This is a genomic window from Mycobacterium sp. NGS66, assembly GCF_059812225.1.
This window is the reverse complement of sequence record NZ_JCALCG010000007.1, coordinates 105,298-127,411: the sequence shown is the minus strand read 5'-3', so window position 1 is coordinate 127,411 and position 22,114 is coordinate 105,298. Positions and strand designations below refer to the sequence as shown.

The 22,114-nt window shown below is 65.3% G+C and carries 21 protein-coding genes and 1 pseudogene; 16 read left to right on the top strand and 6 right to left on the bottom strand.

What is annotated here, in order from left to right; all coding sequences use genetic code 11:
- Positions 1-220: 220 nt before the first annotated feature.
- The 10 genes and pseudogenes from AC5Y2L_RS15305 to AC5Y2L_RS15260 all read left to right on the top strand — a co-directional run bounded on the left by AC5Y2L_RS15305 (position 221) and on the right by AC5Y2L_RS15260 (position 10,733).
- Complete coding sequence (locus tag AC5Y2L_RS15305) at positions 221-985, top strand: MlaE family ABC transporter permease (protein WP_499935227.1); 765 nt, start codon at positions 221-223, stop codon at positions 983-985.
- A 7-nt stretch (positions 986-992) separates the two neighbouring features.
- Positions 993-1,838 (top strand): MlaE family ABC transporter permease, encoded by an 846-nt coding sequence (locus AC5Y2L_RS15300; RefSeq protein WP_499935225.1) that lies wholly within the window; start codon positions 993-995, stop codon positions 1,836-1,838.
- 18 nt (positions 1,839-1,856) lie between these two features.
- Positions 1,857-3,056: an MCE family protein gene (locus AC5Y2L_RS15295; protein ID WP_499935224.1), complete on the top strand. Its 1,200-nt coding sequence runs from the start codon at positions 1,857-1,859 to the stop codon at positions 3,054-3,056.
- Positions 3,056-4,114 carry a virulence factor Mce family protein gene (locus AC5Y2L_RS15290; RefSeq protein ID WP_499935223.1) on the top strand — a complete coding sequence of 353 codons (1,059 nt, stop codon included), beginning with the start codon at positions 3,056-3,058 and terminating at the stop codon, positions 4,112-4,114. Before AC5Y2L_RS15295 ends, AC5Y2L_RS15290 begins: the two co-directional genes overlap by 1 nt.
- On the top strand, positions 4,104-5,168 hold the full coding sequence (locus tag AC5Y2L_RS15285) for a virulence factor Mce family protein (protein ID WP_499935221.1): 1,065 nt from the start codon (positions 4,104-4,106) through the stop codon (positions 5,166-5,168). Before AC5Y2L_RS15290 ends, AC5Y2L_RS15285 begins: the two co-directional genes overlap by 11 nt.
- Positions 5,165-6,616 (top strand): virulence factor Mce family protein, encoded by a 1,452-nt coding sequence (locus AC5Y2L_RS15280; protein WP_499935220.1) that lies wholly within the window; start codon positions 5,165-5,167, stop codon positions 6,614-6,616. The genes AC5Y2L_RS15285 and AC5Y2L_RS15280 overlap by 4 nt, the downstream gene beginning before the upstream one ends.
- A complete protein-coding gene (locus tag AC5Y2L_RS15275) occupies positions 6,613-7,776 on the top strand; it encodes an MCE family protein (RefSeq protein WP_499935218.1) in 1,164 nt (387 codons plus the stop codon). The genes AC5Y2L_RS15280 and AC5Y2L_RS15275 overlap by 4 nt, the downstream gene beginning before the upstream one ends.
- A 12-nt stretch (positions 7,777-7,788) precedes the next feature.
- A pseudogene (locus tag AC5Y2L_RS15270) lies at positions 7,789-9,514 on the top strand (virulence factor Mce family protein).
- A gap of 2 nt (positions 9,515-9,516) precedes the next feature.
- Positions 9,517-10,242, top strand: coding sequence for an Rv1363c family protein (locus AC5Y2L_RS15265; RefSeq protein ID WP_499935453.1), 726 nt, complete (start codon positions 9,517-9,519; stop codon positions 10,240-10,242).
- Positions 10,242-10,733 carry a mammalian cell entry protein gene (locus AC5Y2L_RS15260; RefSeq protein WP_499935217.1) on the top strand — a complete coding sequence of 164 codons (492 nt, stop codon included), beginning with the start codon at positions 10,242-10,244 and terminating at the stop codon, positions 10,731-10,733. Before AC5Y2L_RS15265 ends, AC5Y2L_RS15260 begins: the two co-directional genes overlap by 1 nt.
- Positions 10,734-10,743: 10 nt before the next feature.
- Here AC5Y2L_RS15260 and AC5Y2L_RS15255 read toward each other — a convergent pair whose 3' ends face one another.
- The 5 genes from AC5Y2L_RS15255 to AC5Y2L_RS15235 all read right to left on the bottom strand — a co-directional run bounded on the left by AC5Y2L_RS15255 (position 10,744) and on the right by AC5Y2L_RS15235 (position 14,912).
- Complete coding sequence (locus tag AC5Y2L_RS15255; RefSeq protein ID WP_499935216.1) at positions 10,744-11,325, bottom strand: hypothetical protein; 582 nt, start codon at positions 11,323-11,325, stop codon at positions 10,744-10,746.
- A gap of 80 nt (positions 11,326-11,405) precedes the next feature.
- Complete coding sequence (locus tag AC5Y2L_RS15250) at positions 11,406-12,896, bottom strand: alpha,alpha-trehalose-phosphate synthase (UDP-forming) (RefSeq protein WP_499935215.1); 1,491 nt, start codon at positions 12,894-12,896, stop codon at positions 11,406-11,408.
- Positions 12,897-13,061: a hypothetical protein gene (locus tag AC5Y2L_RS15245; RefSeq protein ID WP_499935213.1), complete on the bottom strand. Its 165-nt coding sequence runs from the start codon at positions 13,059-13,061 to the stop codon at positions 12,897-12,899.
- 47 nt (positions 13,062-13,108) lie between these two features.
- The gene (locus AC5Y2L_RS15240; RefSeq protein WP_499935452.1) at positions 13,109-13,411 is read right to left on the bottom strand and encodes an Rv3488 family transcriptional regulator; all 303 of its coding nucleotides are present in this window, start codon (positions 13,409-13,411) and stop codon (positions 13,109-13,111) included.
- A gap of 19 nt (positions 13,412-13,430) precedes the next feature.
- Positions 13,431-14,912, bottom strand: coding sequence for a multicopper oxidase family protein (locus tag AC5Y2L_RS15235; protein ID WP_499935212.1), 1,482 nt, complete (start codon positions 14,910-14,912; stop codon positions 13,431-13,433).
- Between the two features lie 145 nt (positions 14,913-15,057).
- Here AC5Y2L_RS15235 and AC5Y2L_RS15230 point away from each other — a divergent pair, with 145 nt between their 5' ends.
- The 4 genes from AC5Y2L_RS15230 to AC5Y2L_RS15215 all read left to right on the top strand — a co-directional run bounded on the left by AC5Y2L_RS15230 (position 15,058) and on the right by AC5Y2L_RS15215 (position 18,409).
- Positions 15,058-15,726, top strand: coding sequence for an ABC transporter ATP-binding protein (locus tag AC5Y2L_RS15230; protein WP_499935211.1), 669 nt, complete (start codon positions 15,058-15,060; stop codon positions 15,724-15,726).
- On the top strand, positions 15,723-16,544 hold the full coding sequence (locus AC5Y2L_RS15225; protein ID WP_499935209.1) for an ABC transporter permease: 822 nt from the start codon (positions 15,723-15,725) through the stop codon (positions 16,542-16,544). The genes AC5Y2L_RS15230 and AC5Y2L_RS15225 overlap by 4 nt, the downstream gene beginning before the upstream one ends.
- A gap of 2 nt (positions 16,545-16,546) precedes the next feature.
- Positions 16,547-17,491: an enoyl-CoA hydratase gene (locus tag AC5Y2L_RS15220; RefSeq protein ID WP_499935207.1), complete on the top strand. Its 945-nt coding sequence runs from the start codon at positions 16,547-16,549 to the stop codon at positions 17,489-17,491.
- Positions 17,492-17,578: 87 nt separating this feature from the next.
- Positions 17,579-18,409 carry an SDR family oxidoreductase gene (locus AC5Y2L_RS15215; protein WP_499935205.1) on the top strand — a complete coding sequence of 277 codons (831 nt, stop codon included), beginning with the start codon at positions 17,579-17,581 and terminating at the stop codon, positions 18,407-18,409.
- A gap of 12 nt (positions 18,410-18,421) precedes the next feature.
- Here AC5Y2L_RS15215 and AC5Y2L_RS15210 read toward each other — a convergent pair whose 3' ends face one another.
- A complete protein-coding gene (locus AC5Y2L_RS15210; protein WP_499935203.1) occupies positions 18,422-20,713 on the bottom strand; it encodes a molybdopterin-dependent oxidoreductase in 2,292 nt (763 codons plus the stop codon).
- 304 nt (positions 20,714-21,017) lie between these two features.
- On the opposite strand from AC5Y2L_RS15210, the gene AC5Y2L_RS15205 reads away from it, so the two are divergent.
- On the top strand, positions 21,018-21,176 hold the full coding sequence (locus AC5Y2L_RS15205) for a hypothetical protein (protein WP_499935202.1): 159 nt from the start codon (positions 21,018-21,020) through the stop codon (positions 21,174-21,176).
- 1 nt (position 21,177) lies between these two features.
- The gene (locus AC5Y2L_RS15200; protein WP_499935200.1) at positions 21,178-21,981 is read left to right on the top strand and encodes a glucose 1-dehydrogenase; all 804 of its coding nucleotides are present in this window, start codon (positions 21,178-21,180) and stop codon (positions 21,979-21,981) included.
- The last annotated feature ends 133 nt before the right edge of the window (positions 21,982-22,114 follow it).

Genomic DNA, 22,114 nt, shown 5'->3' with positions numbered 1-22,114 from the left:
TCCCCGGCCAGCTAGAACCTGTTCCAGATTGGTTTTGGCAGTATGGCCCTGACCTGCCAATATTACGGTTTGCCATCGACAAATACCGTTACTCGTCAATCGTTGACACGGCGAATGCCTTCTGAGTTAATATGAGCCGGCTCACAGAGAGCAGCGGGCAATCCCTGGCCGGGCCCGGAGGACACCGAGACACATCCTCGAGCAGACGGGGGGAGCCAAGTTGATCGAACAACTTGCCGTCCCGGCCAGGGCGGTCGGTGGATTCTTCGAGATGTCGATAGAAACCATGCGGGCGTCTTTCCGTCGGCCGTTCCAATTCCGCGAGTTTCTGGACCAGACCTGGATGGTCGCCCGGGTGTCGCTGGTTCCGACCTTGCTGGTATCCATCCCCTTCACCGTCCTGGTCGCCTTCACCCTCAACATCCTGCTGCGCGAGATCGGCGCCGCCGACCTGTCCGGCGCGGGAACGGCGTTCGGTACCGTCACTCAGCTGGGCCCGGTGGTGACGGTGCTGGTGGTGGCCGGCGCCGGTGCCACCGCGATCTGCGCCGACTTGGGTGCACGCACCATCCGCGAGGAGATCGACGCCATGCGTGTGCTCGGCATCGATCCCATCCAGCGGCTCGTCGTGCCGCGGGTGTTGGCCTCTACCTTGGTCGCGTTATTGCTCAACGGCCTGGTGTGCGCGATCGGATTGTCCGGCGGCTACGTATTCTCCGTCTTGCTGCAGGGCGTCAACCCCGGTGCATTCATCAACGGGCTGACCGTGCTGACCGGCCTGAAGGAGCTGATTCTCGCCGAGGTCAAAGCGCTGCTGTTCGGGGTGATGGCCGGGCTGGTCGGGTGCTACCGCGGCCTGACCGTCAAGGGTGGACCCAAGGGTGTCGGCAACGCGGTCAACGAAACCGTGGTCTATGCATTCATCTGCCTGTTCGTGATCAACGTGGTGATGACCGCCATCGGCGTGCGATTGACGGCGAAGTGAGCACGCGATGAGCTACGACGTGACGTACCGGGTACGCAACCTGTTCAACCGGACTCTGCAAGGGCCGATCGACGACTTCGGCGAACAAGCGCTGTTCTACGGCCAGACCATGCGCTATATCCCCAACGCGATCACGCGGTACCGCAAGGAGACCATCCGGCTGGTCGCCGAAATGACCCTGGGCGCAGGGGCGCTGATCATGATCGGCGGCACTGTCGGCGTCGCGGCCTTCCTGACCCTGGCATCCGGCGGCGTCATCGCCGTGCAGGGCTATTCGTCGCTGGGCAACATCGGCATCGAGGCACTGACCGGGTTCCTGTCCGCCTTCCTCAACGTGCGCGTCGTCGCTCCGGTGATCGCGGGAATCGCGTTGGCGGCCACCATCGGTGCCGGTGCCACGGCCCAGCTGGGCGCCATGCGCGTCGCCGAAGAGATCGACGCGGTCGAAAGCATGGCGGTGCACTCGGTTTCGTATCTGGTGTCGACCCGGCTGATCGCCGGCCTCATCGCGATCGTCCCGCTGTACTCGTTGTCGGTGCTGGCCGCGTTCTTCGCGGCTCGCTTCACCACGGTGTTCATCAACGGTCAGTCCGCGGGCCTCTACGACCACTACTTCAACACCTTCCTGATCCCGACCGACCTGCTGTGGTCTTTTCTGCAGGCCATCGCGATGTCGATCGCGGTGATGCTGGTCCACACCTACTACGGCTACAACGCCACCGGCGGGTCGGTCGGCGTGGGCATCGCAGTCGGTCAGGCGGTGCGCACCTCGCTGATCGTCGTCGTCGTCATCACTTTGTTCATCTCACTCGCCGTGTACGGCGCGTCCGGTAATTTCAACCTCTCTGGATAAGGAGTCCGCTCAACAACCATGGCAAGCACGGGATCGCGACCCGCGACTGTTCGGCTGGCAGCGGCGCTGCTGGCCGGTTTGATCGTGGCGTTCACCGTCCTGACTTACCTTTCGTACACGGCGGCTTTCACCCCTACCGAAACGGTGAACGTCATCTCGAAGCGCGCTGGATTGGTGATGGAGAAGGGCGCCAAGGTCAAGTACCGCGGCATCCAGGTCGGCAAGGTTGAAGACATCAGCTACGACCGTGACCAGGCCCGGCTGAAGCTGGCCATCAACAGCAACCAGCTGGGTTTCATCCCGGCCAATGCGCCCGTGCGTATCGCGGGCAACACCATCTTCGGCGCCAAGTCGGTGGAATTCGTGGTGCCCCCTCACCCCGAGGGAACGCTGCGCCCGGACGCGACCAAGCAAGCCGCGGAGGTGCAGCTGGAAGTCAACACCCTGTTCCAGTCGCTCATCGACCTGCTGCACAAGATCGACCCGGTCGAATTGAACGGGACGCTGAGCGCGCTGTCCGAAGGCCTGCGCGGTCACGGCGACGACTTCGGCGCGCTACTGGCCGGGCTGAATACCCTTACCCAGCAGTCGAACCCGAAACTGCCCGCGCTGAAAGAGGATTTCCGCAAGGCCGGCATCGTCACGAATATCTACGCCGACGCCGCGCCGGACCTGAACACCGTGCTCGACAGCGTTCCGACCATCAACCGGACCCTGGTCGACCAGCAGAACAATCTCAACACCACGCTGTTGGCGACCATCGGTCTGGCCAACAATGCCTACGACACTTTGGCGCCGGCAGAGCAGAACTTCATCGACGCCATCAACCGGTTTCGGGCCCCCCTCAAGGTGGCCGCCGACTACTCGCCGGAATTCGGCTGCCTGTTCGCCGGCATCGAGCGGGGCATCAAAGAATTCGCCCCCTTGCTCGGTGTGCGCAAGGCGGGCCTGTTCACGTCGTCGAGCTTCGTGCTGGGCGCGCCGTCGTACGTCTATCCGGAGAGTCTGCCGATCGTCAACGGCTCCGGCGGCCCGAATTGCCGGGGGTTGCCCGACATCCCGACCAAGCAGACCGGCGGGTCGTTCTTCCGCTCGCCGTTCCTGGTCACTGACAATGCCTACATTCCCTATGAGCCGCCCACCGAACTGCAGGTCGACGCGCCTTCCACACTGCAGTTCTTGTTCCACGGCGCGTTTGCGGAACGGGACGACTTCTGATGGCCGAACCGAGGGGAGGCATGCCTTCGCACCGCTCGATGGTGATCAAGGTCAGCATCTTCGCGGTGGCAATGCTGCTGGTCAGCGCGGCCCTGGTGGTGGTGTTCGGCCAGTTCCGGTTCGGCCCGGAAGCCACCTATCACGCCACCTTCATCGATGCCTCGCGGTTGAAGGCCGGCCAGAAGGTCCGCATCGCCGGTGTGCCGGTGGGCTCGGTGCAAGACATCAAGCTCAACCGGGACAACACCATCGACGTCAAGTTCGGGGTCGACAAGCACTACCAGCTGTACTCGTCCACCCGCGCGGTGGTTCGTTACGAAAACCTCGTCGGTGACCGGTACATGGAGATCACGTCGGGCCCGGGTGAGCTGCGCAAACTACCACCGGGCGGCACGATCAACGCTGCGCACACCCAGCCCGCGCTGGATCTCGACGCGCTGCTGGGCGGACTCAAACCGGTGCTCAAGGGACTGGACGCGAACAAGGTCAACGTGATCACCAGCGCGATCATCGAGTTGCTGCAGGGCCAGGGTGGGGCGTTGTCGAATGTGCTGGCCAACACCAGCGCGTTCTCCTCGGCGCTCGGCCAGCGCGACCAGCTCATCGGAGACGCGATCACCAACCTCAACACGGTGCTGGGCACCATCGACGCCAAGAGCGCGCAGTTCTCCACCAGCGTCGACCAGTTGCAGCAACTGATCACCGCGTTGGCCAAGAACAAGGACGTGATCGCCGACGCACTTCCGCCCCTGGCCTCGACGACGACGGATCTCACGGACCTGCTGCGGAATTCGCGCCGGCCGCTGCAAGGCATCCTGGAAAACACCCGGCCGCTGGCCACCGAACTCGACGACCGCAAAGCCGAGGTGGCCAACGACATCGAGCAGCTCGGCGAGGACTACCTGCGCCTGTCCGCCCTCGGCGCATACGGGTCGTTCTTCAACATCTACTTCTGCAGCGTGACGATCAAGCTCAACGGGCCGGCCGGCGGCGACATCCTGATCCCGATGGGCGGACAGGTAGATCCCAGCAAGGGGAGGTGCGCTTTTGCCAAATAACCCCAAGGGCTATCGCGACCCACTCCGCACCGGCATCTTCGGCCTGGTGCTGGTGATTTGCGTGGTGCTGGTCGCATTCGGCTATGCCGGATTACCGTTCTGGCCACAAGGCCAGACCTATACCGCCTACTTCAGCGACGCGGCGGGCATCACACCCGGTAACAGCGTGTATGTCTCGGGCTTCAAGGTCGGCAAGGTTTCGGACGTGGCTCTGGCCGGAGACAGCGCCAAGGTCAGCTTCACCGTCGACCGCCACGTCGTGGTCGGCGATCAGTCGCTTGCCGCAATCCGGACCGACACCATCCTCGGCGAGCGCTCCATCTCGGTGAGCCCGGGCGGCAGCGGCAAAGCGACCGTCATCCCACTGAGCCGCACGACCACGCCCTACACGCTTGCCGGGGCGCTGGAAGATCTGGGTCGCAATTCCGGGGAGCTGGACAAGCCTCAATTCGAGCAGGCGCTGCGGGTACTGACCGACGCCTTCCGCGACGCAACCCCCGAACTGCGCGGCGCCCTGGACGGTGTGACCTCGTTGTCGCGCACCCTGAACCGCCGTGACGAGGCGCTGCAAGGGCTGCTGGCGCACGCGAAGTCGGTAACCGCGGTGCTTGCCGACCGGGCCAAACAAGTCGACAAACTGGTCAATGACGGCAACCAGCTGTTCGCCGCGCTCGATGAGCGCCGGGCGGCGCTGAGCCAGCTGATCTCCGGGATCAGCGGTCTCTCGGCGCAGATTTCCGGTTTCGTCGCCGACAACCGCAGGGAGTTCGGTCCCGCGCTGAGCAAGCTCAACCAAGTCCTGGACCTCCTCAACGAACGTCGTGACTACATCACCGAGGCCCTCAAGCGGCTGCCCACCTACGCCACCGAGCTGGGCGAGGTGGTGGGCTCCGGGCCGGGCTTCAACGTCAACGTTTACGGCGTGCTACCGGCGCCGCTGATTGCGACGATGTTCGACTTCGTCTACCAGCCGGGCAAGCTCCCGGCCAGCCTCTCTGACTACCTGCGCGGGCTGATTCAGGAACGCTGGATCATCAGGCCGAAATCGCCATGATGAAGCAAAGTTTCGGCAGCCGCGGGTTGCGTACTGTCACCATCGTCGCGCTGGTCGCGGCGCTGCTGGGCGGCGCGTATGTGCTCTTCTCCGCGGGCGACAACGGGCGAAAGATCTTCGCGCACTTCTCTTCTGCCGTCGGTCTATATCCCGGAGACCAGGTGCGCATCCTCGGGGTCCCGGTCGGTAAGGTCGAGTCGATCGATCCTGGACCTTACGACGTCCAAGTCACCTTGTCGGTGTCGAGGGACGTCAAGGTGCCCAAAGATGCCCAAGCCGTGATCATCTCGCCGAACCTGGTGTCGGCGCGGTTTGTTCAGCTCACCCCGGCGTACACCGGCGGGGATGTGCTGGGCGACGGGGCGACCATCGATCTGAAACGCACCGGAGTGCCGGTGGAGTGGGACCAAGTCAAAGAGTCGCTGAAAAGCCTGGCGGTGCAGCTGAGTCCGGCCGCGGGGCAGCTGCAAGGTCCACTGGGCCAGGCGATCAACCAGGCCGCCGACACCCTCGACGGCAAAGGTGAGTCGTTCCACAATGCGTTGCGGGAGCTTTCCCAAGTCGCCGGCCGGCTGGGGGATTCGCGCAGCGACATCTTCGGCACGGTCAAGAACCTGCAGATACTCGTCGACGCACTGTCGGCGAGCAACGAGCAGATCGTGCAGTTCGCCGGACACGTCGCGTCGGTGTCTCAGGTGCTCGCGGACAGCTCGCGTCACCTGGACAACACCCTGGGCACCCTCAACCAGGCGCTGTCCGACATCCGCGGGTTTTTGGGCCAGAACAATTCGACGCTGATCGACACGGTCAACAAACTCAACGACCTGGCTGGGACGCTGAGCAGTCAGAGTGACAACATCGAGCAGGTCCTGCACGTCGCCGGTCCGGGCATCTCGAACTTCTACAACATCTATGACCCAGCTCAGGGCACGCTGAACGGATTGTTGTCGATTCCCGAGTTCGCCAACCCCGTCCAGTTCATCTGCGGTGGGTCATTCGAAACCGCGGGTGGCCCAAGGGCGCCCGAGTACTTCCGGCGCGCCGAGATCTGTCGCGAGCGGCTGGGGCCGGTGCTGCGCCGGCTTACCGTGAATTACCCGCCGATCATGTTCCACCCGCTAAACATGATCACGGCATACAAGGGCCAGATCATCTACGACACCCCGGCCACCAAGGCCAAGGCGCAGACACCGATCCCGGAACTTACCTGGATCCCCGCTCCGGGAACGCATCCGGTGCAGAATCCGGCCGATCTGCAAAACCTGCTCGTCCCGCCCGCCCCGGGCGCCGCACCGCCAGCGCCCGGGCCAGCACCCGCCGCCGGGACACCCCCCGGTTTCGGGCCCGCGCCGGGACCCCGGCCGGGCCTGCCGCCGGCCGCCGGCAGCCCGACACCGGGTCCTGTCCCCGGGCCACCATTGCCCGCTGAGCAAGGGGCCGGGGGATGAATCGAAAGGTGCTGCGCGGCAGCGTATTAGCGGCGAGCAGCGTGCTGTTGGCCGGCTGTCAGTTCGGCGGCCTGAACTCACTGCCCATGCCCGGCACCGTCGGCCACGGTAGCGGCGACTACAAAATCACCGTCGAAATGACTGATGTGGCGACGCTGCCGCAGAACTCGCCGGTGATGCTCGAGGACGTCACCGTCGGCAGTGTCGCCGGTATCAGCGCCGAACAGCGGTCCGACGGAAGTTTTTATGCCGCAGTGACATTGGCGCTGGACAAGAACGTGGTGTTGCCGTGCAATGCCACCGCCAAGGTGGCCCAGACCTCACTTCTGGGTTCGATGCATGTCGACCTGGCCCGTCCGGCGGGCAAACCGTCTGTCGGCAAGCTGGGCGACCGCAGCTGCCCGAAAATCCCAGAAGCCAACACCGGCCGCGCCCCGACCACCGAGGAGGTGTTCTCGGCACTCGGTGTGGTGGTCAACAAGGGCAATGTCGGTGCGCTGCAAGAGATTACCGACGAGACATACCAGGCCGTCGCGGGCCGTCAGGCTCAGTTCCACGACCTGATACCCCGGCTCGCCGAGCTGACGTCGGGGCTCAACAATCAGGTCAACGACATCATCGCCGCGGTCGACGGGCTGAACCGGTTCTCTGCGACGCTGGCGCGTGACAAGGAGAATTTGAGCCAGACGTTGGACACGCTGCCCGAGGCGCTTCGGGTGCTCAACAAGCAGCGGGACCACATCGTCGACGCGTTCAGCTCCCTGGGCAGGCTGGCCAGGGTGACGTCGCACATCCTGGCCAAGACCAAGGTCGACTTCGCTGCGGACTTGAAGGACCTGTACTCGGCCGTCAAGGCGCTCAACGACAACCGGAAGAACTTCGTCACCTCATTGCAGCTGTTGCTGACCTTCCCGTTCCCCAACTTCGGTATCAAGCAGGCAGTGCGGGGCGACTACCTCAACGTGTTCACCACGTTCGACCTGACCCTGCGCCGGCTCGGTGAGACGTTCTTCACCACGTCGTACGCACTCGATCCGAACATGATGCATATGAGTGAGATCCTCAACCCGCCCGACTTCTTGGTCGGCGAGCTGGCCAACCTGTCCGGACAGGCGGCCGATCCGTTCAAGATTCCGCCCGGCACGGCGTCAGGACAGTAGGGGCGGCGGAAGATGATAGATCGAGTCACCAAGATTCAGCTGGCCATATTCGCGCTGGTCACCGTCATCACGCTGACCATCATGATCATTTTTTACCTGCGGTTGCCCGCGACCTTCGGCCTCGGGACATATGGAGTGAGCGCCGACTTCGTGGCCGGTGGCGGACTGTACAAGAACGCCAACGTCACCTACCGCGGTGTCGAGGTCGGCCGGGTGGAGTCGGTGGGACTGAATCCCAACGGGGTCACCGCCGTAATGCGACTGAACACCGGCACTCCGATTCCCTCGAACGTCAAGGCCACCGTCAAGAGTGTGTCGGCTATCGGCGAGCAGTACATCGACCTCGTCCCGCCCGACAATCCTTCGCCGGGCAAGTTGCGGAACGGAGACCGGATCGACCGGAACCGCACTCAGATCGGCCAGGACATCGCAGACCTGCTGAAGCAGGCCGAGACGCTGGTCAATAGCCTCGGCGACACCAAACTGCGCGAGCTATTGCGCGAGACCTTCGCTGCGACCAACGGCTCCGGTCCCGAGCTGGCCCGGCTCATCGAATCCGCCCGCCTGCTGGTCGACGAGGCCAATGCCGACTATCCGCAAGTCTCGCAGCTGATCGACCAAGTCGATCCCTTCCTGCAAGCCCAGATTCGAGCCGGGGGTGACATCAAGTCACTGGCTGACGGGCTGGCGCGATTCACCGCTGAGCTGCGGCGCGCCGACCCGCAGCTGCGCGACACACTGGCCACCGCCCCGGGCGCGATCGACGAGGCCAATGCGACGTTCTCCGGCATCCGGCCGTCGTTCCCCATGCTGGCGGCCAGCCTGGCCAACCTGGGCCGGGTCGGCGTCATCTATCACAAGTCGATCGAGCATCTGCTGGTGGTGTTGCCGGCGTTGTTCGCCGCGATCACCACCGCTGCTGGTGGCACACCGCAAGACGAGGGCGCCAAGCTGGACTTCAAGCTCGACCTAAACGACCCGCCCCCGTGCGCGGTGGGCTTCGTGCCACCGCCGTTGATGCGCACGCCGGCCGACGAGACGGTGCGCGAGCTGCCGCGGGACATGTACTGCAAGGCCGCGCAGAACGACCCCACGACGGTGCGCGGCGCCCGCAACTATCCGTGCCAAGAGTTCCCCGGCAAGCGGGCACCGACGATCCAGCTGTGTCGCGATCCCAAAGGCTATGTGCCGGTTGGTCGCAACCCCTGGCGGGGTCCGCCGGTGCCCTATGGGACACCGGTAACCAATGGGCTAAATGTATTGCCGCCCAACAAGTTCCCGTATATCCCGCCCGGCGCCGAACCCGATCCGGGCACTCCCATCGTGGGGCCACCCCCACCGGGCGTGGTGCCTGGTCCCGGGCCGTTACCGGGGCACCAGCCGGCCCTCTCGCCGCCGCCGCCTAACGACACGTTGCCGCCGCCGGGCAACCCGTCGTGGATGCCGCCGGGGGTCCCACCGGTACCGCCGATCCTGCCGTACCCGAAGTGGCTGCCTCCGCCAGCGCCGCCGGAAGGGATCAATCCCCCGCCGGCGGGCCCCGGGCCGGAGAAGCCGTGGGGGGCCGCCGCCAGGCCCCCAACCGCAGGCCAGCGGCCCGGCGTACACCACCTATGACCCGAGGACCGGTGCCTTTGCCGACCCTGCGGGCGGGACTGGTATTTTCGCGCCCGGTATGAGCGGCGCATCGAGCGCCGAGAATTGGTTGGACCTTATGCGTGACCCGAGGCCGCTTTAGTGGTGGATGTAGACGAGGCGGGCAAGACCGGTTCGGCGACCCAGCAGCAAACAACGCAACGGATCCGTCGGCGGGCATCCCGCGCGGCGGGCCCCGCGAATGCCGAGTCCGGCGCTACCACCGTTGCCGCCAAGGCCGCGGTCAAGGCACCGCCCGAGCCGACGCGGCCGGCCAAGAAGCCGGCGGCGGCCAAGCCACCGCCGCGACGGCAGCCGCGGCGCGTCCTGGTCGGATGGATCTCCGTTGCCGCGGCGCTGCTAGCGGTCGGCGCGTTAGCCGCGTGCCTGACCCTGCTGGTGACCCAGCAGCGGCATGCCGAGCGCGACCAGGCGCGCGACCAGCGTTTCGTAGACACCGCCACCCAGACCGTGGTCAACATGTTCAGCTACAAGCAGGACAACATCGACGAGAGCGTGAACCGGTTCTACAACGGCACCAGCGGCCCGCTGCGCGGCATGCTCAGCTCCAACAACAATGTCGAAAACCTCAAAGCCCTGTTTCGCTCGACCAATGCGTCGTCGGAAGCCGTCATCAACGGGGCTGCCTTGGAAGGCATCGATCCGGTCAGCGACAACGCGTCGGTGCTGGTCTCGGTGCGCGTCACGGTCGCCGATATGGACGGGGTCAACAAGCCGTCCACGCCCTACCGGCTGCGGGTCATCGTGCATGAGGACGACGCTGGACGGATGACGACCTACGACCTGAAGTATCCGGACGGGGGCAACTGATGCGGATAGGGCGATGGCTGGTCGCCATCGTGGGCTCGGTCCTGATTTTCGCCTTTGTCGGGTTGTCGGCGGCAAGCGGCTGGTTGTACTGGAACCGAGTCGAGCTTCGCGGCGCGCAGGCGGCGCGGGCGGTGTTGCCGCATCAGGCGGCCAAGGACATACCTCGGGTGTTCGCCTACGAGTACCAGACCATCGAGCGCAGTCTCGCCGAGGCCTACCCGTTGCTGACGCCGGACTATCGCCAAGAGTTCAAGAAGAGCGTCAACGACCAGATCATCCCGGAGGCCAAGAAGCGGGAAGTCGTCGTCCAGGCGAATGTCGTGGGCGTGGGAGTGATGTCGGCGAAACGGGAATCGGCGACCGTGATGGTGTATATGAACCGGACGGTCACCGACAAGTCACGGCAGCCGGTGTTCGACGGCAGCCGGTTGCGGGTGGACTACAAGAAAGTCGGCGACAAATGGCTGATCGGATTCATCACGCCGATCTGAGCGCTTGCTTCTAAAAGCACATCGCTATGTCGTTGCAGCGCAAGGGATAACGTTCGATCGGGCTGGGCGGAGGACCGGCGAGGGCAAGCGAAAACGGTTGCTTGGTCATCTCCGACGGCAGGCCGCATACGGCGCCGTGCAAGCTGGTATGGGTGCCGGCGAGCGTCTCGTTGTCGAACGCGTAAGTCTCGGTGGACGGGCCGGTACCGCCGCCCGGACACGAAACACCGTCGGCCACATCGACTTTGAACGTCCAAAGTCCGTTCACCAGACGGGCCCTGCCACTGTAGTTCTGCAGCTTGTCTTGCCGGGTGATCCGCTCCGAGGTCGAACTCACCACATTCAAGGCGCAGAAATCGGCCATGATGATCGGGTTGTCGTAGTCCTTGTAGTAACGGCTTCCGTTGACTTGGTCGCAGAGTGCCGTGACCGTCCAGGTGACCCCCGACACGCCTGCCTGATTGAACGTATAGGTGCCATCCGCCGGTGGTGCGACGACCGCACGTGCCGGGTTGTCGGCTTCCGACGCGATTCCGATCGCCACCGCTGAGAAGATGCCGGCACCAGCGGCCAGCGCGCGACGGATGTTCACGGCTTCTCCCTCCCATTGGATGCCAACGCTGTCATCGAGTATCACAGCGTTTGGATGGCAACACCATGGGTTTGCTGGTCTTACTTGCCGCTACTTGGATGCGCCTCGGCGAGGGCGTCGAGAAATGACCGCGCCCAACGGTCTACGTCATGGGCGAGCACCTGACGTCGCATCGAGCGCATCCGGCGCCGACCCTCCTCGACCGGCTGGTTGAGCGCAGCCTCGATGGCGTCCTTGACGCCCTCCAGGTCGTGCGGGTTGACCAGATACGCCTGCCGGAGTTCGGCTGCCGCACCGGTGAATTCACTGAGCACCAGCGCCCCGCCCAGATCGCTGCGACAGGCGACGTACTCCTTGGCGACCAGGTTCATCCCGTCGCGCAGCGGGGTTACCAGCATGACGTCGCTGGCGACGAAGAACGCGATGAGTTCTTCGCGGGGTACCGGACGGTGCAGGTAGTGCACCACCGGGTGACCGACCTCGCCGTATTCACCGTTGATATTGCCGACCTGGCGTTCGATGTCGTTGCGCAGAATCTGATAGCTCTCCACACGTTCGCGGCTGGGTGTCGCGAGCTGGACCAGCACGGTGTCGTCGCGTTTGACACGACCGTCCGCGAGCAGTTCCGAGAATGCCTTCAGCCGGACGTTGATGCCTTTGGTGTAGTCGAGCCGGTCGACGCCGAGCAGGATCTTGCGCGGGTTGCCCAGCTCGGCTCGGAGTTCGCGGGCCCGGCGCCTGATGTTGCGATCGCGGGCCGCCTCGTCGAGCGCTCTGGAGTCGATGGAGATGGGGAAGGCGCCCACCTGGACTGTCCGCGAGTCGAGCTGTACCTCGCCCAACCGTGACCGCACCCCGACCGCGCCTCGGGAGGTGTTTGCGCCCGCCAGTCGTCGGGCCAGGAAGAGGAAATTCTGCGCGCCGCCGGTCAGATGGAATCCGACCAGGTCGGCGCCGAGCAAGCCGTCGATGATTTCGGTACGCCAGGGCAGCTGCATGAACAGTTCGACGGGCGGAAACGGAATGTGCAAGAAGAAGCCGATGGTCAAGTCGGGGCGGAGGGCGCGCAGCATCTTGGGCACCAGCTGCAGTTGGTAGTCCTGGACCCACACCGTTCCGCCGGGAGCCGCCGCCCGCGAGGCCGCATCGGCGAAGCGGCGGTTGACGTCGACGTAGCGCTCCCACCACTCGCGGTGATAAATGGGCTTGACGATCACGTCGTGGTACAGCGGCCACAGGGTGGCGTTCGAAAACCCCTCGTAGTACTCGGCGACGTCGTTGGCGCTCAGCGGTACCGGCTGCAGCCGCAGCTCGTCCTGAACGATGGGTTCCTGGGCGGCGTCGATCTCGTCGCTGACCACGCCGGGCCACCCGACCCACGCCCCGCGGCGACGGCGCAGCAGCGGCTCCAGGGCCGTGACCAACCCGCCGGGGCTGCGTTTCCAGGTTGTGCTGCCGTCGGGGAGGCGCTCCTGGTCGACCGGCAACCGGTTGGCGACGACCACGAATTCCGAATCCCCGAAGCGCCCCGCATCCGCGGCCTTCGAGTCCTCGCCACCCCCGGGTGCCATTTAGGTCTCTATTTTCGCGGGCCCAATACCGAGCATGGACAAGAAGATCCGGCACTCGTCGGCATCGTTGGCGTACGCGGCGACGACCCGCCTGGCCTGGCTCGCTGTGCTGTCGGCCAGCGGCTCGACATCGTCGATATCGCCAGGATCAGATTTGGTAGGCATGACACAACTTTAAGGGACACCGTTTCGGCGGCGCCGACGTCATGCGGTCAGGCCTCGTTGCCCAGCAGTTCTTGGGCCAGCTCGCGAAGCGTGCGGCGATCGTCGTTCAGGGCCGCACGACCGGCCTGGGTGGCCCGGTAGACGCGGCGCATGCGGCCGGCGACCACCTGCCGGCGGGACACCAGCAGCCCGTCGGCTTCGAGCCGGTGCAGGGTCGGATACAGCGTGCCGGGGCTGACCCGGTATCCGTGTCGGCTCAGCTCATCGGTGAGCCACGCGCCGTGGATCTCGTCCTCGGCGGCGTGGTGCAGGATGTGCAGCCGTATCGCCGCCCGTTGAAATGCCCGCAATTCCCGCATCGTCGCCCCTTCACGAACAGCGCAGCAACGTCATGAAACCGAAGTCCATGTGGAGTTGCTGGTGGCAGTGCAACAGTGACAGACCGGGTTGGTCGGCCAGGAAGTCGACCTCCATGACCTGGTAGCTGCCCAGCATGGCGACGTCTTTGCGAATTCCGGCGGTCGGGGTACCGGCGACGTGGGTGATCTCGAAGATGTGCCGGTGCAGATGCATCGGGTGAATGTCGTCGCTGGCGTTGCGGAACCGCAGCCGGTAACGCTGCCCGTGGACGATGTCGAGGACGGGTTGGTTGGCGTCCATCGAGTACGGGGTGCCGTTGATGGTCCAGATGTTGAACCCGTTGCTGGCGGCGTTGCGTTCCTCGATGAGCATGTCGATGACGTGATCGACCGCCGGAGCGGCGCCGCCGTCGGTGAACAAGCGGTAATCCCATTGGAACGGTGGCGGTGGCGCCCACTGCGGGTCGCCGGTACGGCCGGGGTATTCCACGACGATGCCCATGCCGGCCTGGCGATCGTCGTCAGACAGGTCGCCCAGGATCCAGACGCCGGGGGTGTTCATCCCCACGATCGCTGAGATGCGTTCGGCAGGTCCCAGCCACAGCACCGGCACCGCGGCGGGCTTGGGCACCGGGTTGCCGTCCAGCGCGACGACGGTGAAGGAGTGCCCGGGCAGGGCGAGGCTCCGGTTCTCGGTGGCGCTGCCGTTGAGCACGTGCAGGAGGACCCGTTCGCCTGTCTTCACCCGGATCGGCTCACCGTGGCCGAGGCTGTGGCCGTTGATCGTGAAGATGTCGTAGCCGACCTCGTAGCCGTGCGGGGCGCCCGCTGCCCGCGAGGCGTTCATCGCCCGCTCACCCCGCTCGCGCAGCTCCGCGACCTCCTCGCCGGCCAGGAAGCCGCCCGGCATGTCGGCTTCCTGGCTCAGCTTGGGTGCGAATTCCTTGAGTGTCAGGAACACCTCGCGGTCGTAAGCTCCTGGCTCGCGTTTGGGTTCGATGTACACCGGGCCTACCAGGCCGCTGTACTGGCCGCCGGTCAGGTCGGCGCCGGGATTGAGGTGGGTGTGGTAGAAGCGAAACCCCGACGGTCCGGGCACATAGGAGATCCGGCGCATGCCGTGTGGCGGGATCGGCGGGGTGCCTTCTTCGGCGGAGCCGTCGACGTCGGCCGGCAGCCGTTGACCGTGCCAGTGCAGCTGCTGTGGCGTGGCGGTGTCATTGTGGACGTCCACCGAGATCTGCCGGCCTTCGGTGAGCCGCAGTAGCGGGCCGGGGAATTGGCCGTTGTACGTGGTGGTCTTGACGAGTTTCCCCGGCGCGACTTCGAACTCCGTTTGCGCGATGCGCAAGGTGTAGTCGGCGTTCTGACCGGCTTGGGTGTGCTGCGGGTCGCTCGAGCAGCTGGCCACGACGCCGCCGGCGGCCAGGGCCGCCAGACCACCCAATGTCAAAAACTCGCGCCGATCAACGGGCACTGGGCCGCCACGCATTCACTGGCCAGATCAATCCAGGGTTCGATGGGCCGGTCGATGCGTAATACAACAAATCGGACTCCGATATCGTGTTCCGAAAGTTCTCGCAGAGCCTACCGCAACCGTCGAGGGCGCGGCCGATTCGGTAGATGGAGGCATCGCAATGGACTCGGTGTTCGACTTCGTCGATGTCGTCGTCGAGCGCAACGGGCTGCGAGCGTTGGACGGGTTCACCGCCACGATCCCGGGAAGCGGAGTGACCGCGGTATTCGGGCCGTCGGGAGCAGGCAAGTCGACCCTGCTGCGGCTATGCAATCGACTAGACGTGCCGACGAGTGGGCGGGTGCTGTACCGCGGCACAGACATCGCCGGCCTGGACCCATTGCGGCTGCGGCGCCAGGTGGGCATGTGCTTTCAGCGCCCGACACCGTTTCCCGGCACCGTGGCCGACAACCTGCGGGAGGCCGAGCCGCACGCGTCCGAAGCACAGATGCGAGAAACGCTGGCGCGGGTTGCCCTGACCGCATCGGGGACTGAATCAGGGGCCCAGTCGTGGCTGGACCGCGACGCCACCGCGCTGTCGGGCGGCGAGGCGCAGCGAGTCTGCCTGGCCCGCACGCTGATGGCACAACCACAAGTGCTGCTGCTGGACGAGCCGACCTCCGCCGTCGACGCCGAAGCCGCCGGGGTGATCGAGCGCGCAGTGCGCCAGCTGGCTGACGACGGCATTCCCGCGCTGTGGGTGACACACGACCGGGCGCAAGCCGAACGGGCCGCCGACCGGATCCTGCACATCGAGCGGGGCCGCTGCACCGGGCAGACGCCGTCGTGAACGGGCAAGTCAGCTGGATCGGCCTGGCCACATCGCTGGTTTTGGTGGTGTTCGCGGCGGCGATATCGGTGTGGCAGCGATTGGGTCTGGAGCGTCAGGTGCTGTGGGCGGCGGCACGGGCCCTGGTCCAGTTGCTGCTGGTGGGCGGGGCGTTGACGTTGCTGCTGGCGCCTGGCCGGTCGCTGTGGTGGTCGTGGCTGTGGACGGCCGCCATGATCGCCTACGCGGGGGACGTCGCGCGCCGACGGGCGCCGGAGGTGCCTCGGCTGGCGTTGCTGGCCATCGCCGCGTTCACCGCCGCGTCGGCGATCACACTGGGCGCGCTCTTCGGTCTGCGGGTGTTCCCGCTGCAGGCCCGCACCCTGGTGCCGATCGCCGGGATGATGATCGGCAACTCGATGACCGCCATGGTGCTGGTGGCCCGACGCCTCGTCGACGAGCTACGAGACAAACGCGCCGAGGTGGAAGCCCGGCTCGCCCTGGGCCAACCGTCTCGCCGGGCCGCCGCGCCCTACCTGCGGATCGCGTTGCGGTCCGCCATTTCCCCGCAGATCGAAACCACCAAGGCCACCGGCCTGGTTTTCCTACCGGGTGCCATGACCGGGCTAATCTTGGCCGGCGTGCCGCCGGTGCAGGCCGTGCTCGTCCAGGCGGTGGTGATGTTCCTGATCCTCGGCTCGGTGGCGGCCACCACGGTTGTCGTCGGCCTCGGCACGATGCGCTTGGCCTTCACCCGCGACCATCGGTTGCTGCCCCTCCGTCAGCGGCCGGTCACGAACCCGCCGCGGAAGCGCTTACACACCGGCCGTAATGTGTAAACATGACACTCTCCGACAAGGCCGGCACCCAGGCCGCTTCCAACGCGGACGGCAACGCTGAGGGGCCGGTGGTCTACGAAACCCTCGACGACGGCCGAATCGCCCGGATCTGGCTGAACCGGCCCGACGAGCACAACGCGCAGAATCGCACCCTGCTCGTCCAGCTCGACGAGGCGTTCGCCCGCGCCGAGGCCGACGACACCGTACGGGTGGTGATCCTTGCGGCGCGCGGTAAAAACTTCTCCGCGGGCCACGATCTCGGCTCGGACGCGGCGCTGCTGGAGCGCAAACCCGGACCCAATCAGCACCCGACCTATCGGTCGCATGGCGCCACCCTCGAGCCGATCATCGAGAAGCTCTATCACCAGGAATGGCACTTCTTCTTCGAAAATACCTGCCGCTGGCGCGATTTGCGCAAGATCACCATCGCGCAGGTGCAGGGCAACGCCATTTCGGCAGGGCTGATGCTGATCTGGGCCTGCGATCTGATCGTCGCCGCCGACAATGCGAAGTTCAGCGACGTGGTCGCGGTGCGGCTGGGCATGCCGGGTGTCGAATATTACGCCCACCCTTGGGAATTCGGTCCCCGCAAAGCCAAAGAGCTACTGCTGACCGGTGATTCGCTGGACGCCGACGAGGCCCATCGACTCGGCATGGTATCCAAGGTTTTTCCGCTCGACGAGCTGGAAGAAAAGACTCTGGAATTCGCCCGGCGCATCGCCGAACGGCCCACGATGGCAGCGCTTCTGGTCAAGGCATCGGTCAACGCCGCCTCCGATGCAATGGGATTCACCGAGGCGCTGCGGCACGCATTTCATGTGCACGAGCTGGGTCACGCGCACTGGGCCGCACACAACGAGAACAGGTTTCCGGTCGGCCTGCCGCCCGATGTCGAAGACTGGCGCACGGCCAAGCCGACGAAGGTCGCTCGCCGCGATACGCCGTAATATGCCGAGCAGACGCAAAAGCCCCTGATTCCGGCCGGAATAGGGAGCTTTTGCGTCTGCTCGCCGAGGGGAGAGAAGGGATGCACGATGCAGCTTTCATTCCAAGACCGGACGTATCTGGTCACCGGCGGTGGCAGCGGAATCGGCAAAGGTGTTGCCACCGGGCTGGTCGTCGCCGGCGCCTCGGTCATGATCATCGGCCGCAACCCGGACCGCCTGGCGGGCGCTGTCAAAGAAATCGAAGCGCTAGATCCCGCCGGCTCCATTCGTTACGAGCCCGCCGACATCACCAACGAGGAAGAGACCGCTCGCGCGGTCGATGCGGCAACGGCGTGGCACGGGCGGCTGCATGGCGTGGTGCATTGTGCGGGCGGGTCAGAGACCATCGGGCCGATCACCCAGGTCGATTCGCAGGCCTGGCGGCGCACCGTCGACCTCAACGTCAACGGCACCATGTACGTGCTCAAGCACGCGGCGCGGGAACTGGTGCGCGGCGGCGGCGGTTCGTTTGTCGGCATCTCGTCGATCGCAGCCAGCAACACCCACCGTTGGTTCGGCGCCTACGGTGTCACCAAGTCAGCCGTCGACCACCTGATGCAATTGGCGGCCGACGAACTCGGCGCATCGTGGGTGCGGGTGAACAGCATCCGTCCGGGGCTGATCCGCACCGAACTCGTCGCACCCATCACCGAGTCACCGGAGCTGAGCTCCGACTACGCCAACTGCACGCCGCTGCCGCGGCCGGGTGAGGTGGAGGACGTCGCCAACCTGGCCATGTTCCTGCTCAGCGACGCCGCCAGCTGGATCACCGGACAATGCATCAACGTCGACGGCGGACACATGCTGCGACGCGGCCCCGACTTCTCCGCGATGCTCGAGCCCGCGTTCGGCGCCGACGGCCTGCGCGGCGTGGTCTAGGGCGGTCGTCGTTTAGTGTTGTGCCGCAATGGTTTTCATGGGCATGCCAGCTGATTCAGCGGCCGAACACAACGCACTGACAGTCACCGGGATACCGTTCACGGCGCCGTTGCCCGACGGCTCGTCGATGAACGTGGGCGGCGCCAGAATGTTGTTGTTAACCCCGGGAGAGCCGTTGGCCACGGCCATTTGGGTGCCGGGCTTGCCATGACCCCACCCGTGCGGCATCGACACCACGCCGGGTTTGATGGCGTCGGTGATCTCGACCGGAACCTGCACGCGCCCAGTCGATGACGCGACGACGGCGAGGTCGCCGGAGCGCAGGTTTCGCGTCGCGGCGTCGTCGGGATGCATGAGCATGGTGCAGCGGTCCTTGCCCTTCATCAGGGCCGGCACGTTGTGCATCCAGGAGTTGTTGGAACGCAGATGGCGCCGGCTGACCAGTACCAAGTCGTCGGGCTTGCGGTCGATGCGCGCGGCCAGCCGCGGCAGGTCGTCGAGCAGATACTGCGGGGCCAGCCGGATCTTCTTCTCGGGTGTGGCCAGGATGCCGGGCAGCTGCGGCACCATCGGGCCGAAGTTGATGCCGTTCGGTTCGGCCTTGAGCTTGTCCAGGGTGAGCCCCTCGGGGTTCTCTCCGTACCGGTCGCCGAACGGGCCGGTGCGCAGGGTCAGGTCGAGAATCCTTTCTGGGCCGCCCTTTTCGTAGTGCTTGCGGATCTGCGCCCCGTCGAGATTCTGGGTGAAGCAGAGGATGTCAAAGAAGCCGTCGTCCAAGGCGGCGACATCAACGTCCTCGGCGGGGGTCCCCGCGCACAGCCCGGTGAGCCGGATCAGTATCTCCCACTCCTGCGGCCGGTCCGGGTCGTCGGGGAAGAACACCGGCGGCGAGTAGTTGGCGACGCTGTTGACGGCGAATTGCAGGATCAGGTCGTCGTGGTGCGGCTGTTCCAGTGGGGAGAGGCCGGGCAGGATCACGTCGGCGTGACGCGTGGTCTCGTTCAGCCAGCAGTCCACGGAGATCATCGCCTCGAGTTGGGGCAGCGCCTCATCGAGGAGGTGCCCGGCCGGGCTGGACAGCACCGGGTTGCCGGCGACGGTGATGAGCCCCTTGATCTGGCCCTCGCCAGGCGTGGCGATCTCTTCGGCCAGGCAGGACACCGGTGTCTGGCCGAGGACCTCCTTGGCGCCGCGCACCCGGGTGCGCCAACGGCCGAACTCCGGCAGGCCCCCCTCCAGGCCCGGTAACGGCTGGGTGGTGAGTGACCACGCGGCCGCGCGGGGGAACATTGCCCCGCCTGGGGTGTCGAAATGCCCCGTGAGAATGTTGACGACGTCGACGAGCCAACTGGCCAAGCTGCCAAACTCCTGGTTGCACAACCCGATTCGGCCGTACACCACGGCACGCTCGGCGTCGGCCAACTGGCGGGCCAGCCTCCGGATCCGGCCGGCTGCGATTCCCGTCGCCGTGGCCACGCGTTCCGGCGGCCACTCGGCGGCTGCCGCAGCCAAGTCATCGAGACCGCCGATATGCGGCCCGGCGGCACCCAGGCGCACGAGGTTTTCGTCGAACAGGACGTGTACCACCGCCAGCAGCAGGGCGGCGTCTGTGCCGGGAGTGATCGCGAGCCATTCGTCGGCCTTGGCGGCGGTGGCGGTGCGCACCGGGTCGACGACGATGACCGTGCCGCGCTTGCGGATCTCACCGATGATGCCCATGACGTCGGGCGCGGCAAGCAGCGAGCCTTGCGAAACCGCTGGATTGGCGCCCATCACGACCAATAGGTCAGTGCGCTCGATGTCTGGTACCGGGATGGTCCACCAGCCGCCGTACATCAGGTGCGACGTCAAGTTCTTGGGCCACTGGTCGACGGTGCCAGAGGAATAACTGGTGGGGATGCCGGACAAGCCGAGAAGCACACCGACGTAGCGGCCCAGCGAAAACGTATGCGCGAGTGGGTTTCCGTTGTAGGCGCTCACAGCTCTGATGCCGTACTTCGCAATCACGGGCTGCAGTAGTTCGGTGCAACGGCGAAACGCCACATCCCAGCTGACCTGCTGCCAGCGCCCGTCGGTTTTGATCATCGGCGTGCGGATGCGGTCCGGGTCCTCGTGGATGGCGCCGAGTGTGGTGCCCTTTGGACAGATATGTCCGTGGCTCCACGTGTCGTCGCGGTTGCCGCGGATGTTGCTCACTTTGCCGCCGGCGACGTGGATTTCCAAGCCGCACATGGCTTCACACAGCGGGCAGGTATAGAGGTGACGGCCGTCTTCGCCGGTGGCGGCCAGTGGTTTGTCGATCATCGGTACACCTCAGCGTTCACGTGCCGCGCCGGTTTCAGGTGGCTGTTATTGCCCGCACCGGTCAGATAGTGCCTACCACAATCGGATGAGGTGAGCCAGATCTGTTCGCCATATCTCACTCATCGGGAACCAATGCCTTGCCGGCCGCGAAGATAGCTAGGGTAGACGCCGGTCGGGGCGCTACATATTGGATCAGATGATCCAGGGCCAGGGCGCCCCGACCACCTGACGTTGATCGTCCGCGAGCGTGCGCGTTTGTACACGACACCAGCGAATTGCCGGCAATATGCGCACCCTCGCGACAGTGCGGCGAAGCGATATCTCATTCATCGGGATGGCGTCGGCCACCTTTCCAGAACCGGTTATAGGGTTGCCGCGACATCTCGATGCTAAGGAAAGTGACGTGAAGACTCCGGCGCTGATGACCCCGACCATGCTCGTCGACACCGAGGACGCCGATTGATATGGCGGCCAACGAACTTGCCGACCTGTCCGGCAAAGTCGCCATCATCACCGGTGGCGGCCGCGGTCAGGGAGCCGCAGAAGCCAGGTTGTTCGCGTCGCTGGGCGCCCAGGTGGTGATCACCGACATCCTCGAAGACTTGGGTCGTGAAGTTGCGTCGTCGATCGGAGCATCGGCCCGGTTCATCCGCCATGACGTCAGTAGTCCGGACCAGTGGGCGGAAGTAATCGCGTTTGCGCACAATGCATTCGGTCACCTCGATGTGCTGGTGAACAATGCGGCGATCTGCACTGCGACGCCGATCCTGGATCAGGGGGTCGACGAGTTCGAGAGGATGCTGCGCGTCAACCTGATCGGGCCCTTCCTCGGGATCCAGGCCGTTGCCGCGCCCATGAAGGCCGCCGGCGGGGGCTCCATTGTCAACGTCTCCTCCCAGGCCGGACTGCAAGGACTCGCCGGTTACAGCGCTTACGGATCGTCCAAATGGGGCCTTCGCGGCCTTACCAAGGTTGCGGCTATTGAGCTGGGACCGTACGGAATACGGGTCAACACCGTGTATCCCGGGATGATCGACACGCCGATGATCGAGCACCTCAACGTGCACCGGGGGCCAGGGGGCCATCCGGGCGCACCCCTGGGTCGAGTCGGCGCGCCGGAGGAGGTCGCCCCGCTGGTCGCCTTCCTGGCCTCGGATGGTTCGTCTTACGTCACCGGCGCCGACTTCGCCGTCGATGGTGGTGCCAGCGCGGGGCGGATACCCGTTCAGCCGCCGACAGACCCGGCGAGCAGGCACGAAAGTTCTTGATATAAACCTGTTTTTGCGTCAGCTCGCGCGCATCGTCACCGAAACCGTCCTGCTGAACGGGAACTCGGTCCACACCGGCGTCGCACCTGGGTGAGCCTGTTTGGGACCGATTACCGATTTCTAGTTATCCGCT